A 14,429-nucleotide genomic window follows, 5' to 3' on the forward strand; every position below is an offset into this window, starting at 1 on the left:
TGGGCCAGATTAAATGTATTGGATGCATATCGAGTGGGCGATCAGACTTAGCCCATTCCGCCATTGCTGCTCGCGAAATGCATTCTTCCTCCCTCGTGCTCCCCTCCTCCTGGATCCGCTGCCACTCGGCTGGCCTGCTGCTGACTGCCGCTGTAGCAGCGGTCGCCCTGCTGCTCGGTCACTGGCTCCCCCTGGTCGGCGGCCCGGTGTTCGGCATCGTGCTGGGCATCCTGGTCAAGAACGTGGCTTCGCCCGGAAAACGCTTCGATCCTGGCATCCGCTTCGGCGGCAAGCAGGTCCTGCAGTGGTCGATCATCGCGTTGGGCTTTGGCCTCAGCCTGGGCGAAGTGCTCAAGACTGGCATGGAATCGCTGGCAGTGACGTTCGTCACCGTGACGGTCGCTTTCCTGAGCGCCTGGGCATTGGGCCATTGGCTGCGGGTGGAAGGCAAACTGACCGTACTGATCGGGGTTGGCACGGCAATCTGCGGCGGCTCCGCCATTGCCGCGGTCACGCCCATCCTAAAGCCGGACGATCACGATACGGCGTTCGCCATTTCCACCATCTTCCTGTTCAACCTGGTGGCAGTTTTGCTGTTTCCGCTGCTCGGCCACCTGATGCAGATGAGCGACCAGGGTTTCGGCCTGTGGGCCGGCACGGCCATCAACGACACCTCCTCAGTGGTCGCGGCCGGCTACGCCTACAGCGACCTGGCGGGCGGCTACGCCACCATCGTCAAGCTGACCCGTTCCACCCTCATCATTCCTATCTGCCTGGTACTGACCGTGGTCATGGCCACGCTGGCCAGGCGGCGCAGCACCGGGCAGGCCGGCGCCGGCGCGTTCAACCTGGCCGCCATCTTCCCGTGGTTCATCCTGTGGTTCCTGGTTGCATCAGGGCTGCGCTCCGCCGGCTGGGTGCCCTCCGCCGCCCTCCCGGTGCTGCACCTGCTGGCGGAAGTGCTGATCGTCTTCGCGCTGTCGGCCATTGGCCTCTCAGCCAACCTGCGACGCATGGCCGCCACCGGCGTGCGCCCCATCCTGTTGGGACTGGGCGTGTGGGTCGCGGTGGCGGTCAGCAGCCTGGTTGTGCAGTACCTTATCGGGCAGCTCTGACCCGATTGCGCGAATGAACCTCCATCACCTCGCCATCTTCCACGCCATTGCCGAAACCGGCAGCATTTCGGCGGCCGCCCTGCGCATGCATGTGTCCCAGCCGGCGCTTTCCCGCGAGCTCAAGGTCTTCGAGGCGCGGCTGGGCGTGGTGCTGTTTGAACGGCAGTCGCGTGGCATGCGCCTGACTGAACCGGGCAAGGTGCTGCACACCTACTCGACGCGCCTGTTCGCCGTTGCCGAGAGTGCACAGGCCGCCATGCGCGACTTCGCCGATGCCCGCGCCGGGCAATTGTCGATCGGGGCCAGCAACACCATCGGCACCTACCTGCTACCCCGCCACATCGCCCGGTTCCGTACGGCGTTTCCGCAGGTCGGCATCTCCCTGTTCGTCGGCAATACCGAACAGGTTGCCCAGGGCGTAGCGGATCTGCGCTTCACGGTCGGCTTCGTGGAAGGTCCGATCCGGGTGGAAGGCGTGGAGGTCAAACCGTTCAACCGCGATGAGCTGATCCCGGTAGTTGGGGCGGATCACCCGCTGGCTGGGCGGAAGCGCGCAACGCCGGCCGACATCAACGGGCTGCCGCTGTTGATGCGCGAATCCGGCTCAGGCACCCGCGAACTTGTCGAAGAACTTCTTCAACAGGTGGGCGTGCACACAGGGAGCATCGTGGAATTCGGCAATACCGAAGCTCTGAAACAGGCGGCGATCCATGGCGGTGGCATTGCGTGGCTTTCTACCCTCAGCGTGACGCGTGAGCTGGAAGAGCACACCTTGGTACGGCTGCCGGTAAAAGTGCTGTCGCTGCAACGTCCGCTCAGCATCATCCGCCGCACGGGTGCCTGGCAGGCACCTGCGATGGAAGCGTTCCTGGAAATGGTGCGGTAGCCGGCGCTTGTTCGACTACCTGCGCACGCTCGCTTATGGCGAAACGCCGTCCTGTGCTTCAGCGCGTTCGCGCCGGGGGCGTTTGCCTTCGGTGTGCAGCGCGGTGGACTGACTCTTCGCGAATTCCGGGAAAACCTTGGAAATCTCCGTTTCCTCCGGCAGCACGTAGAACAGCCCGCCCTTTTCGAACGTCGGCTTGATCACCTTGGCGTAGAACTCAGGATCGACATTGATGCAGCCATTGGTGACGCGGTTGTCGTCCGGCTCAGGAGACGCCAGCCGCTCCGGGCGACGTTCGGACTTGACCCCGGTTGCCGTGGGATGGATGGACACCGCCGTATCGAAGTCCATCCACAGTACCCGCCCGGTGTCCATCGAGGGACCGTAACCGCCGACGAAACTGCCCGCCGGGGTTGTGCGCTGGCCCTTTGGAATATCTTTCAATGCATACTTGACGACGCCGGGGTCCGAGCGGTCGCCCTTGTCCGAACCAAACAGCGCAGGAGCTGCGCCGCGCAGCTTTCCATCGCCGCCGAACACCAGAATCTGTGCATTGACCTTGTCAATGACGGCAAAGGGATAGCCGGCCGTGTCCTTGCTCGCCTTCACCCAACCCGCCAAGTCGATCACCGTCTGGGAGACTTCCTGCCCAGAGGGAAGCATGTCCACCGCGCCTGCGGAGTGATCAGCGTCGATCGAGGGCTCTTCCTGGGCGAACGCTGCGCCGGAACAAGCCACATAGACTGCCAGCGCCAAAGCGCCGCAGGTGGCACGGAGAGAAGGATGCAGGGACATGGTAATGGGGGATTCCTTGAAGCAACTGCGAGGTCAAGCAGAGAAGCCGGTGGCCAGAAACGGCCACCGGGTCCCGGGTTCTAAAATTGTATTACGTGTAGCCCAACAGGAATCAGCCGCGCGGCTGACGCTTGGTGGTGGTCGGCTGCGACTCGAGGCGCTGCAGGCGACCTTCGATCTGGTCCAGACGCTGGTTGGCCTGCTGTGCGGACTGGTTAGCCTGGTCTGCACTCTGGGCCGCGCTGTTCACCTTGGTATCCAGCGAATCGAGGCGGGAGTTGATCGTTGCGAACTCTTCTTTATAGCTGGCGCAACCGGCAAGGCTCAGGCCTGCAACGAGTGCGACGACGACTGTGCGAGCAGTTGCCAGGTGGTTCTTGTTGATGTTCATTCCACTTCTCCTTTCGTCTGGGACGTCGGAAATATTGCAGACTTGAGCGTAGTTTTGCCGGAGCCAAGACCCCGCATGTAGCTTGCGTTGGGTTACGTAGATGAACTGTGAAGGCCTGCGAACCCGCCTAAATCGGCAAAGTCTGCGCTCCCCGACTGCGCAGAAGGGTCCGCGGATCCAATCGCATCGCGGTAGAGCCGGGGCCTGCCCGGCTCCCCTTATTGCAGGTCATGCAACCGCTTTGGCCGATCCTCGTACTGGTTTCACCACCACCGCCGTCTGGCTGACGGCGGTCTGCTGGGCAGAAAGCACAATCACGCCGGGTTGTGCATCAACGTACAGACGAGTACCCGGCTTGATGCCCAGCGCATCGATCCAGAGCCCACGCAATTTCACGCAGGGAATCGGCGGGCAACCCGGGAAGGTCTCGAGGCTGTCGTGATGCAGCGCGTTGGTCATCACACTCTTCGGCTTGCGCCACCAGAGCTTCTGCTGCGCGTTGACTGCGGCTGATGTGTTGGGCGTATGGCTGTACATGGTGATCCTCCATCGGGAAGCATCCCTCGCCGGGATGGCGAGGGAGTCGGGAGGTTAAGAACCGTGACACGACCGGCGCGACGTATTTCCACGAGGGTGTTGTATTTCGTCACCCTCCCAACATTGGAGTTCATCGTGTTGCATCGTGCCAGGAGTTCTTACGCTCCGAGGTGCCACCATGTTGCGGGCATCACCATAGGGTAAAGAAGATTCTCTCTTCAGAACTACGAACTCTGATCGATGCCATCAATGCACTACTTAATTTGCGTCAGATTCGAGGAGTTTCGTGCGCTAGCGCTGATTTTCATTGGAATCCGGTCACAGAATGAAAGCGGGCCCGACCACACCTTTGTGGCCGGGCCCGTACATTCTAGTGACGCAAGCGGCTCTGCTTGCGCGCCCAGCCCTCAGGGACTGTCGCGACGAATCGCCAGCGCAACCGCTTCGGTGTAGGAAATCTTCACCAGATCGCCGCGCTTCACGCTGGGCAGTTTGGCGCGCAGGTCGGGCCGCTCAACCGCGATGAGCTGCGTGTTGCCGCTCGCGCCCCTGAGTGCGATGGTGTTCCTTTCCGGATTTACCGCCGTCACCTCGGTCACGATCTCGATGGTGTTCGACCGCGCGCCGCCCGGCTTCGCACCCCGGATCGGCACGGTCTTGGCTTGGGACTTGGTCATACCCACCGGCGCGCTGCCGGCCGGCTCCAGCGCCAGCGCAATGGCGGCCTTGTAGTCGAGCGTGACCTTGTCGCCCACCTTCAGCTGGTTGAAGTTGCGGACCTCAGGCCCGGCCACGAACTCCAGGGCGCTGCCGTCGGCGCCGGTGACCGTGACGGCACGGGTTTTGGTGTCCAGCGCGGTGACTCGCCCCTGGACGGTGACCCCGGCCGAAGCGGCATTGACGGGGGCCGGCATGGTGCGTTCAGCAGGGGCGGCCTGCGGCGCGGCATGAGCTGCGCCCGCTGCCAGTGCGGCGGTGATGATGAGGATGGAAGACGACAGGGTAGCGACGCGCATGGAGTGCTCCAGAACGACGGCCGGACGGCCGATGTACCCCCATTGCATCAGCTGCCCTACCCCGGCGCGCCCGTACAACTACTGCCCGGTGCTCAGAAAAGTTACCGGGGGCGCGGTGACCGTGGTGCCGGCCGGCCGGCACTACAGGCCTTGGCCGCCTGCTGGTTCGGTTTCGAAACGTTCGCCGAACCCGGTGATGTGGGGGCGCGCCTCGGCTATGGCCTGCTGTACCGAAGGCAGCGCGAGGGACGCGCGGTGCTGCTCCTGGCTGTCCCACGCTTCGGTGATCCAGATGGCGTTTTCGTCAGCCGGATCGCGCGCCACGATGTAGCTGCGGCAGCCTGGCATTGCCTCTGTTCCCTTGAGCAGGATGTCGATCACGAAATCGCGTTGGCCGGGTGCCGTGAGCATTTTGCCAATCAGTCCGTACATGTGAGCCTCCCGCGCAGTTGGAATGCGTCAATTGTGCTTGAAGACCGGGTGAGTCCGCACCACCGGCTCTGGTATCGTCACGCTCCATCAGCCAGAACTGGATGCGTCACCTTCATGGATAGAATGAACAGGTTGTTTCTCGGCCTCGTGCTGGCAACCTTCGCAACGCCCGCCGCTGCCTCCGACTTCAGGGGCGTCTTCTCGCTGTTCATTGGCGCGCCGTTTCTGGTTGGGGCCGCGCTCGTTGCGGGCTTCATCCTTGTCCGGCGGTTGACCGCCTGCTCCTCGGGGTTGTGGCGATTCGCGCCCTTTGCCCTGTTGGCGCCGGCTTGGATTCTATTGTCCTGGGTGTGCATGTTCTTCTCGATATTCGCGCTGATCGCGATTCCGCTGCTCTGGATTGCGCTGTTCCTGCTTTCCCGCAAGATCTGGCTGCATCCTCATGGCAAGGTGTCGACCTGGCTTCCGCGTGTGCTTGCGTCGTTGGCGGTCGCAACCGGCGGGATCATGGCCTGGGACATGCACGTTCTGCTCCGGGACGGCATGGAGCAGGGACAAGGCGGCGCGCTGGTGCTGCTCGGGACGTTGTTCATTGCCTGCCTGGGCGTGTGCCTGTTTGCAGCGCGGCGTGTTCCGACGCGTTGACGCGACAGGCAAGCAGAAGCCCCGCAACGCGGGGCTTCTGTCATTTGCCCGGAACGTGTGGCTTAGAAGCTCACCCCCCAGGTGAGCTGAGCGCCATACGCCTTTTCGCCATCGCCGCTGGCACCCTGCAGCATCATCGACAGGCGGCTGGCCTGCGAGGTCTGCAGGCTTATGCCGAACTCGCCGACGGCGGCGTTCTCGGCCAGTGCCACGCTGCGCACCTCGAACCCATCTGCGGAGCCGAAGCGCATGGTGCGTGCCAGGTCGGTGTCACCGAAGGCGTGCTGCCAGCCAAGGCCTGCTTCCAGCCGTGCGCGCTGGCCCAGATCCCATGCCGCACGCACGCCCAAGGTGGCGCTGGTGTAGTTGTCGCGCTGGCTGTCCGCTGAGAGCGCGGCAACGCCGCCCTGTTCGGTGAACCCGTCGGTCTTGAGGCGGGTGTAGCTCACGTTGAGGTACGGCGTATAGCTCGCCGAGCCCGACTCGAAGGTCCACGCCGCCTCCACATACCCACTGATGGCCTAGGCGTCGTAGTCGGCGGTGAGCCGCTCGTCCATGGTGCTGCCGATGGTCACCTGGCGGCGGCTCTCGATGTCGTAGTCCGCGTAGTCGACACCACCGGTCAGGCTGAAGCGGCCCCAATCGGCCTGGGCATACAGCCCAACGTGATTGGCGTCGATGTCGGCCGTGTCGTCATACTCGCGCGACCAGCTTTCCATGTCCTGGCGTCCCACGGTCACACCGGCCACCACGTTCTCGCCGAAGCGACGGTCGATACCGGCCATGACGCCTTCATCGCGGGTGCGCAGGCCCGGCATGCCACCGCTCGAGTCTATCCGACGCGGCAGGGCACGGGCACTGAACCATGCGGTGTTGGCGCCAACTTCGCTGGAGAAGGCCTGGCCACGCAGTCGCTGGCCCACGCCATCGGACAGGAAGCGGTTGTCCAGCAACGACACTGCCGTATTGGCGTGGCTTTCACCCGACAAAGCACTCAACGCCTGAGTCACGGCCGCCGGAGAATCGGGCAGCAGGATCACCGCATTGAACACCGGGCTGGTCACCGGTAGGGTTTCGATCGCGCCGCCGACCGAGACCTGGTTCGGGGTTTCGCCCTGCGACGGGATCGTGGTGCCATCGCGTTCCAGAGTCAGCTGCAGGCCGCCCGCACCGGTATCCACGGACGGTGCCAGGAACGCAAAGTCGTCGGTCACCTGGCTGAAGGTGCCGCTCACGCCGCCACCGGCAGTGGCAAAACTGATCGGCGAGCCCACCGGCAACCGGTCGCTGTGATCCAGCTGCAGCGTGGCGCCCGGGTCGATCTGCAGCGTGCCGCCGACAGTCACCGGAACCACCGTGCCGACACTGGTCGGCGTGATCTGCCAGGTCGATCCACCGCGCACTGCCGTGTTGCCGACGACGGTAAGGGAGCCTTGGTCGCCGCCACTGAGCAACGTGCCGGAGAGGTCCAGCGAACCGATGCTGCCGTTGCCGAACAGCGTGCCTGCGCTGCCCACCACGACCGGGCCACCCAGCGCTGCGCCGGGCGTGGCCGCGCTGCCCACACCCAGTGCTCCCGCGCTGACCGTGGTGGTGCCGGTGAAGCCTGTGCTGTTGCCGCCCAGCAGCAGCGTGCCGCCGCCGGTCTTGTCCAGGCTGCCCGCGCCCGACAGCGTGCCCGCGTAGGTGCCGTTGGCGGCCTGGTCGAACACCAGGGCCGCGTTGTTGGCAATGTCGCCCTGGAGGCTGTTGGTATTGCCCACCAGCGTGCCGGCCTCAACCGTGGTGCCACCACTGTAGCTGTTGCTGCCGGCAAGGGTCAGCACGCCGTCGCCCTGCTTGGTCACCTCACCCGTGCCCGAAATCACGCCGGCAAAGGTCCCCTGCCCGTCCTGGTCGAACACCAGGCTGGCATTGTCGACAATGTTGCCCTGCAGGCTGGTGGTGTCGCCGACCAGCGTGCCGGCGCTGATGGTGGTGCCGCCGCTGTAGCTGTTGGTGCCCGCCAGTCGCAGCGCGCCGGCGCCTTGCTTGGTCAGCGTGCCGCTGCCGCTGATGTTGCCGCTGAAGCTGTCGTCGCTGCCCTGTTCGAAGACGAGGTTGGCGTTGTCGACGATGTCGCCCTGCAGGCTGGTGGTGTCGCCCAGCAGCGTGCCGGCACTGATCGTGGTGCCACCGCTGTAGCTGTTGGCGCCGGTCAGGGCCAGGATGCCGGCGCCCTGCTTGGTCAGTGAGCCGGTGCCGCTGATGATGCCGTCGAAGGTGCCATCTGCACCTTGGTCGAACACCAGGGCGGCGTTGTCGGTGATGTCGCCCTGCAGGCTGGCGGTGTCGCCGATCAGCGTACCGGCTGCCACCGTGGTGCCGCCGCTGTAGCTGTTGGTACCGGCCAGCCGCAGCGCGCCGCCGCCCTGTTTGGTCACGGCGCCACTGCCACTGATGCTGCCGTTGAAGGTGCCGTCGCCGGCCTGGTCGAATACCACGGCGCTCTGGTTGGCGATGCCGCCCTGCAGGCTGGCGCTGGTGCCCACCAGCGTGCCCGCGTTGACCGTGGTGCCACCGCCGTAGCTGTTGGTGCCGGTGAGGGTCAGCGTGGTGTCGCCGTCCTTGACCAGTCCGCCGCTGCCGCTGATGTTGCCGGCCAGCGTGAGGTCGTTGCTGCCGACCAGGTTGAGGGTGCCGTCGAGTGCGATGGTGTTGCCGAGCTGCGCCGCCAGCGTCGTATCCAGCGCCGTGCCGTCGGCCGCACTGAGCGTGCCGGTGCCCAGCGCCTGCGCACTAGCGAGCACCAGCGTGCCGGCCTGCAATGCGGTGCCGCCGCTGTAGGTGTTGGCGGCGTCCAGGGTCAACGTGGTGTCGCCCTGTTTGACCAGCCCACCGTTGCCGCTGACGACACCCGAGAGGGTCAGATCGTTGCTGCCGGCCAGGGTAAGTGCACCGTTCAGCACGACCGCGTTGGCCAGGGCCATGGCCTCGTCGGTGTCGAGCGTGGTGCCATCGGCCGCGGTCAGCACAGCGCTGCCAATCGCCTGATCGTTGCCCAGCATCAGCGTGCCACCGGACAGCAGGGTGCCGCCGCTATAGCTGTTGATGCCATCGAGGATCAGCGTGCCGCTGTCACGTTTGTCCAGGCTGCCGCTGCCAACCAGCGGCAGGCTCAGCGTGGCGGTCACACCCGGGTCGACCCGCACGGCAGTGGGAAGCGCGTTGAGCTGCAACTGGCCATCGGCGCCGGCCACCAGGTTGTAGTCGTCACGGGTGAACTGCAGGCCAGTAACGGACTGGGTTCCGACCACGTCGACCACGCCGCCGGCTTCGCCGCCGAACACCGCGAAGCCCTGGTTCCAGGCCGAATTGTCGACGCCGGCCTGGTCGGTCCAATGGGTTCCGTCGTCCCAGGTCCCCGCGCCACCCTGGATGACGCCATCGCCGTCCACCTCGGTGCCGTCCCAGAACTGCACGGTGCTGCCGCTGGCCGACACCACCAGGTTGACCTGCTGGCCAACGGCGGTCTGCACCAGCAACTGGCCGGGCAGCACGGCGACCGGCAGCGAGCCCAGCGACAGCCCGTTGTTGGTCAGTGCGCCGGTGTAGTCGATCAGGCGGTACACGCCATCGCCGAAACCACCGAGGTCGGTGACGTTGAGCGTGCCATCGAGTGCGAGGTCGCCATTGACGGCGAGTACGCGGGTATCGCTGGGCACGCCCAGCGCGGCATCCAGATTGGATCCAGCGTCGAGCACGAGGCTGCCGGTACTGAGGGTCTGCCCGCTGCGCACGCCAAGGCGCCCACCAGCGCCGACCGTCACCGGCGCCGTGACGCTGCCGGCGCCGGACAGGGTGGCGCCGCTGCCGACGGTCACACCGGCCGATGCCAGCGTGCCGTCCACCTGCAGCGTGCCGCCACTGACTTGGGTGGTTCCGCCAATGGCGCTGTTGCCGCCAAGTGCCAGCGTGCCGGTGCCGATCTTCTCGACACTGCCGGCCCCGCCCAGCGCGCCATCGAAGCTGCCGGTGCCATCGTTGCGACCCAACTGCAGCGTGCTGCCCGCCGCCAGGTCGACCGCGCCGCTGCCCGTGATGGCATCGAGCGCACCGCCGTTGAGGCCCAACGTAGCGCCGCTGGCCACGTTGGCCTGGGCCACGTTGCCCAGTGCGGCTGCGCTCGCCAGCTGCAGGCGGCCTGCCTGCACGTCGAAGGCGCCACCCAGGGTGTTGCTGCCTGCCAAGGTCAGCGTGCCGGTCCCCAACTTGCCCAGCCCGCCGTTGCCACTGAGCGTGCCGGCCAGCTGCAGGTCGTCTGCGGTGTTGACCGAGAGGGCCGCGCCGAGGTCGATGGCGTTGGTGATGTTGACGGCACCGACATCGGCCAGGGTGGAGACGCCGGCCACGGTGAGCGAACCGTCGCCGAGCGCAGTATCGCTGCCCAGTGCCAGGGTGCCGGCGTTGAGCGTGGTGCCGCCGCCATGACTGTTGGCCCCGCTGAGCGTGAGCGTGGCGGCGCCGTTCTTCACCAGCGCACCGGCGCCGTCGATCGGCCCGGCCAGGGTGAGGTCGTTGCTGCCGGCCACGGAGAGCGGACCGTTCAGGGTCACCGCATTGCCCAGCGTCGCGGCGGCACCGCTGTCGAGGGTGCCGCCGGCCACGATCAGCGCGCCGGAACCGAGCGCATCGGAGGCGTCCACCCGCAGCGTGCCGGCATTGAGCTGGGTGCCACCGGCAAAGCTGTTGGGCGAACCCAGGGTCAGTGTCGCGGCACCGTTCTTGACCAGGCTGCCGGCGCCGCCGACCTGCCCGGAAAGCAGAAGGTCATTGCTTCCGCCAATGGACAGCGCGCCGGTAAGGTCCACGGTATTGCCGAGCGCCAACGCCGTGCTGGCATCCAGCACGGTGCCGTCCGCCGCCGACAGCAGACCGCTGCCGATGGCTTGCCCGTTGCCCACGATCAGGGTGCCGCCATTGAGCTGGGTGCCACCTGCGTATGTGTTGACGCCATTGAGCACCAGCGTGCCGGATTCCAGCTTCTGCAGCGCGCCGGTGCCGACCAGCGGAACATCGAGCACCGCCGTGGCGGCGGCGCCGACGCGTACGGGCGTGACCGCGCCGTCGAGCTGCAGTTGGCCATTGGCGCCCGCAACCAGCTGGTAGCCGTCGAGGGCGAACTGCAGGCCGCGGGTGGCCTGCGTTCCTTCCACGGTGACCACGCCGGGCGCAGCGCCGCCGAACACAGCGAAGTCGTTGGCCCAGTTCGAATTGATCAGACCGTCCGCGCCGGTCCAGTTGGTGGCGCTGCCCCAGGTGCCGGAACCGCCTTCGACCAAGCCGTTGCCCACGGTCTGCGCGCCGTCCCAGAACTGCACGACTTCCCCTGGTGCGGAGACGACCAGATTGATCTGCTGTCCAATTGCGGTCTGCAGCGCGAGCTGCGGCAGCGTGACGCCCGCCGGCAGGGTGCCGTAAAGCAGCCCGTTGTTGGTCAGGGCACCGGTATAGTCGATCAGGCGGTACACGCCACTGCCGAAGCCGCCGACGTCGCTGATGTTGAGCGTGCCGTCGAGGGTGAGGTTGCCGTTCACGGCGAGCAGCCCTGCCCCGGGTACGCCCAGGCCGGCGTCGATGATCGAGCCGCTGGAAAGCGCAAGGTCGCCAGTGGTGAGCGTGCTCCCGCTGGTCAGCCCCAGGCGACCGCCGTCGGCGATGGTGACCGGCGCGGTGATGCTGCCGGCACCGCGCAGGGTCGCACCACTGGCCACGTTCAGCGCGGTGGTTGCCAGGCTGCCGGCGACGTCGAACACGCCGGCCGTCACCGTGGTGCTGCCGCCCAATGCCCCGTTGCCGGCCAGCTGGAAGACGCCGTTGCCGATCTTCTCCAGGTTGCCTGCGCCGGTGAGCTGGCCGCCAAACACGCTGCTGGCGTCGTTGCCGCCGACCTGCAGGTTGGCGCCGGCGCCGATGCCGAGCGTGCCGTTGCCGCTCACGGCGGCCAGGCTGCCGCCACCGGCGAGCGTGAGCCCTGCCCCGCCCGCGATGATGACGCTCTGCGGCTGTCCCAGCGCGCCGGCCGTGGTCGCCACAACCTGGCCGACCTGGATGTCGAGATTGCCGCTGAAGGTGTTGTCGGCCTGCAACTGCAGTTCGCCTGCACCGGTCTTGACCAGGTCGCCCGCCCCGCTGATCACCCCGCCCAGCGCCAGGCTGTTGGCGTTGTCGATGGTCAGACCGGCGCCCAACGCGATCGCGTTGCCGACGGTGAGTGCAGCGCCCGTCGCCAGCCGCGAAGCGCCCTGCACGTTCAGTACGCCGGTACCGAGCGCCGCGTTGTTGCCGAGCTGCAGCGTGCCGGCGTTGAGCACGGTGCCGCCCGCATAGGTGTTGGCTGCGTTGAGCGCGAGCGTGGCCGCGCCGTCCTTGACCAGCCCGCCAGCGCCATCGATCACGCCGCCCAGCGCAATATCCTGGCTGCCGAGCACGTTGAGGGAGGCATTGAGCTGAACCGCGTTGCCGACGGCAACCGCCTGGGTGGCGTCCAGCGCCGCGGCACCACTGACCAGCAGTGCGCCGCTTCCCAGTGCGCTGTCGCTGCCGAGCAGCAGGCTGCCTGCGCCGAGTGTGGTGCCGCCGCTGAAACCGTTGTTGCCGCCCAACGTGAGCGCGGCGGCACCGGTCTTGACCAGCGCGCCCGTGCCGTTGATCGGGCCACCCAGGACAACGTTCTGGCTGCCCGGAAGATCCAGCGTGGCATTGAGCTGTACTGCATTGCCCAGCGCAACCGCCTGCGTGGCGTCCAGCACCGAGGCGCCGGCAACGGTAAGCGCGCCGCTGCCCAATGCCGTGTTGCCGCCCACCTGCACGGTGCCCCCGTTGACCGTGGTGCCGCCGCTGTAGGTGTTGTTGCCGGTGAGGGCCAGGGCGCCGGTGCCCAGCTTGGTGAGGCTGCCGGTTCCGGCGATGGTGCCTCCCAGGGCCAAGAGGTTGCCGCTGGCAGCGACGCCGAGCGGACCCGTAAGGTTGATCGCGTTGCCAAGGGTGAGCGCAGCGGTGCCGTCGAGCGTGCCACCGCTGGCGTTCAATGCGCCGCTGCCCAGTGCGGCGTTGTTGCCCAGTAGCAGCCGTCCTGCACTGATCGTGGTGCCGCCGGTATAGGCATTGGCGCCGGTCAGCGCAAGGTCGGCTGCGCCGGTTTTGACCAGGCCACCGGCGCCGCTGAGCGGGCCGGCCAGGGTGAGCGCGCCGGTGCCCGGCAGCGTCAATGCTCCATTCAATGCGAAGGTATTGGCCAGGCTCAGGTCGACCGTGTTCGCCAGACTGCCGCCATTGACGGTCACGGCGCCCGCGCCCAGCGCGCCATTGTTGCCCAGCGCAATCGTGCCGGCGTTGAGCGTGGTGCCACCCGCGTAGGTGTTGGCGCCGGCCAGGGTGAGCGCACCGGTGCCGTTCTTGGTCAGTGCACCGGTACCGGTTACGTTCCCGGCAAAGGTCAGGTTGTTCGCGCCCTGCACGGCCAGGCCACCGGCATCGAGCCGGATGCCATTGGTGGGCGCGAAGCTCAGGCCCGGTGTGGCGGCTTCGAGCGCACCGCCGTTGCCGATGATCTGCGCGAACAGGCCGGCGTTGCCGGTAATCAGCGCGCCGCCATTGAGCTGTCCTACGCCGAAAGTACGCGTGCCGGTCAGTGTCCAGCTGCCGCTGCCCAGCTGCAGGGTGTTGAAGTTGATGTAACGGTCGCTTTCCAGCACGCCTGCGCCCGCAGGACCGGCGCTGCCGGGATTCTGCAGGGCCAGCGTGTTGTTGCCGCCGCGGCCGCCGTCGACCACGCCCGTGGGCGCGAAATACAGCAGCCCGCCGGGACCGAGCAGTTCCAGCGCGCCGCCGCTGCCGGTAAAGGTGGAACCGGTCACGGCGGTGAAGGTGTTGGTGCTGTTGGCACCCATCGACACGCTGCCGTTGATGTTGCCGCTGTTGACGAAGGTGTTGCCTGCTGCCGAGGCCTGGAATGCGATGCGGCCATCGATGTTGCCGCTGTTGACCATGTTCACGCGGCCGCCGCCACTGACCGCCACCACCGGAATGTCGGAGCCCAGCAGATTGACCCCGACCAGCGGCTGGCCGCCCATGATGCCGGCGTTGTTGATGCTGACCGTGCCGTTGCTGGCGGTCGTCGCGCGCAGCGCCAGGCCGGTGAAGTCGAGCAGGCTTACATTGGCGAGCGCACCGGTGCCGTACATGCGGCCGCCGGCCAGGTTGTTCACGGTGACCTGGGTGGCGGTGCTGCTGCCCACCACGGTACCGCTGCTCAGCAACGAGATCAGGCCGAGCAGCGAGGGATCGATGTTGCCGGCATTGTTGAGGGTGACGTTGTCGCCGGTGAGCTGCAGCGCGGTGCCGCCGATGCCGAGCAGTACGCCGATGCTGGCGCCGCTCTGCACGTTGACGGTCAGATTGTTTGCCGAGGATGCATACGACGGGGCCAGCGGATTCGCGGCGCCCGTGCAGGTGACGATCGACGCATTCGTCGTACACGCCGCCTGGGCGGTCGGTATGGCGGCGACAGCTGACATTGCGAGCAGCACAGTCAGTACGCTGACGCCCAGTGGATGGCGCCGAAGCCGCGG

General features: G+C 66.6%; 10 protein-coding genes. 3 read left to right on the forward strand and 7 right to left on the reverse strand.

Annotated features, from left to right (window positions below):
• Positions 1–77 precede the first annotated feature (77 nt).
• Together RYM47_RS03185 and RYM47_RS03190 are read left to right on the forward strand one after the other, a co-directional pair.
• Positions 78–1,115: a putative sulfate exporter family transporter gene (locus RYM47_RS03185; RefSeq protein ID WP_315386278.1), complete on the forward strand. Its 1,038-nt coding sequence runs from the start codon at positions 78–80 to the stop codon at positions 1,113–1,115.
• Positions 1,116–1,128: 13 nt separating this feature from the next.
• Positions 1,129–2,001, forward strand: coding sequence for a LysR family transcriptional regulator (locus RYM47_RS03190; RefSeq protein ID WP_315386032.1), 873 nt, complete (start codon positions 1,129–1,131; stop codon positions 1,999–2,001).
• Positions 2,002–2,034: 33 nt separating this feature from the next.
• Here RYM47_RS03190 and RYM47_RS03195 read toward each other — a convergent pair whose 3' ends face one another.
• The 5 genes from RYM47_RS03195 to RYM47_RS03215 all read right to left on the reverse strand — a co-directional run bounded on the left by RYM47_RS03195 (position 2,035) and on the right by RYM47_RS03215 (position 5,172).
• Positions 2,035–2,751 carry a L,D-transpeptidase gene (locus tag RYM47_RS03195; RefSeq protein ID WP_315386279.1) on the reverse strand — a complete coding sequence of 239 codons (717 nt, stop codon included), beginning with the start codon at positions 2,749–2,751 and terminating at the stop codon, positions 2,035–2,037.
• Between the two features lie 157 nt (positions 2,752–2,908).
• A complete protein-coding gene (locus RYM47_RS03200; RefSeq protein WP_070206200.1) occupies positions 2,909–3,187 on the reverse strand; it encodes a hypothetical protein in 279 nt (92 codons plus the stop codon).
• A 228-nt stretch (positions 3,188–3,415) separates the two neighbouring features.
• Entirely contained in the window at positions 3,416–3,724 is a 309-nt protein-coding gene (locus tag RYM47_RS03205) for a hypothetical protein (RefSeq protein WP_315386035.1), read from the reverse strand.
• Between the two features lie 407 nt (positions 3,725–4,131).
• Positions 4,132–4,740, reverse strand: a complete 609-nt coding sequence (locus RYM47_RS03210; protein WP_315386036.1) for a hypothetical protein — start codon at positions 4,738–4,740, stop codon at positions 4,132–4,134.
• Positions 4,741–4,881: 141 nt separating this feature from the next.
• Entirely contained in the window at positions 4,882–5,172 is a 291-nt protein-coding gene (locus RYM47_RS03215) for a putative quinol monooxygenase (RefSeq protein WP_315386037.1), read from the reverse strand.
• A 123-nt stretch (positions 5,173–5,295) separates the two neighbouring features.
• On the opposite strand from RYM47_RS03215, the gene RYM47_RS03220 reads away from it, so the two are divergent.
• Complete coding sequence (locus tag RYM47_RS03220) at positions 5,296–5,817, forward strand: hypothetical protein (protein ID WP_315386039.1); 522 nt, start codon at positions 5,296–5,298, stop codon at positions 5,815–5,817.
• 62 nt (positions 5,818–5,879) lie between these two features.
• Here RYM47_RS03220 and RYM47_RS03225 read toward each other — a convergent pair whose 3' ends face one another.
• Positions 5,880–6,323 (reverse strand): autotransporter domain-containing protein, encoded by a 444-nt coding sequence (locus tag RYM47_RS03225; protein WP_315386041.1) that lies wholly within the window; start codon positions 6,321–6,323, stop codon positions 5,880–5,882.
• A gap of 15 nt (positions 6,324–6,338) precedes the next feature.
• On the reverse strand, positions 6,339–14,375 hold the full coding sequence (locus RYM47_RS03230) for an autotransporter-associated beta strand repeat-containing protein (RefSeq protein ID WP_315386043.1): 8,037 nt from the start codon (positions 14,373–14,375) through the stop codon (positions 6,339–6,341).
• Positions 14,376–14,429 lie beyond the last annotated feature (54 nt).

It is taken from the genome of uncultured Stenotrophomonas sp. (assembly GCF_963519125.1).
Taxonomy (GTDB): domain Bacteria; phylum Pseudomonadota; class Gammaproteobacteria; order Xanthomonadales; family Xanthomonadaceae; genus Stenotrophomonas.

Excerpts from the sequence above, each read along its gene's own strand:
- RYM47_RS03185 (WP_315386278.1), top strand. The coding sequence starts at position 78 with ATGCATTCTTCCTCCCTCGTGCTCCCCTCCTCCTGGATCCGCTGCCAC.
- RYM47_RS03190 (WP_315386032.1), top strand. The coding sequence starts at position 1,129 with ATGAACCTCCATCACCTCGCCATCTTCCACGCCATTGCCGAAACCGGC.
- RYM47_RS03200 (WP_070206200.1), bottom strand. The coding sequence starts at position 3,187 with ATGAACATCAACAAGAACCACCTGGCAACTGCTCGCACAGTCGTCGTC.
- RYM47_RS03205 (WP_315386035.1), bottom strand. The coding sequence starts at position 3,724 with ATGTACAGCCATACGCCCAACACATCAGCCGCAGTCAACGCGCAGCAG.
- RYM47_RS03210 (WP_315386036.1), bottom strand. The coding sequence starts at position 4,740 with ATGCGCGTCGCTACCCTGTCGTCTTCCATCCTCATCATCACCGCCGCA.
- RYM47_RS03215 (WP_315386037.1), bottom strand. The coding sequence starts at position 5,172 with ATGTACGGACTGATTGGCAAAATGCTCACGGCACCCGGCCAACGCGAT.
- RYM47_RS03220 (WP_315386039.1), top strand. The coding sequence starts at position 5,296 with ATGAACAGGTTGTTTCTCGGCCTCGTGCTGGCAACCTTCGCAACGCCC.
- RYM47_RS03230 (WP_315386043.1), bottom strand. The coding sequence starts at position 14,375 with ATGTCAGCTGTCGCCGCCATACCGACCGCCCAGGCGGCGTGTACGACG.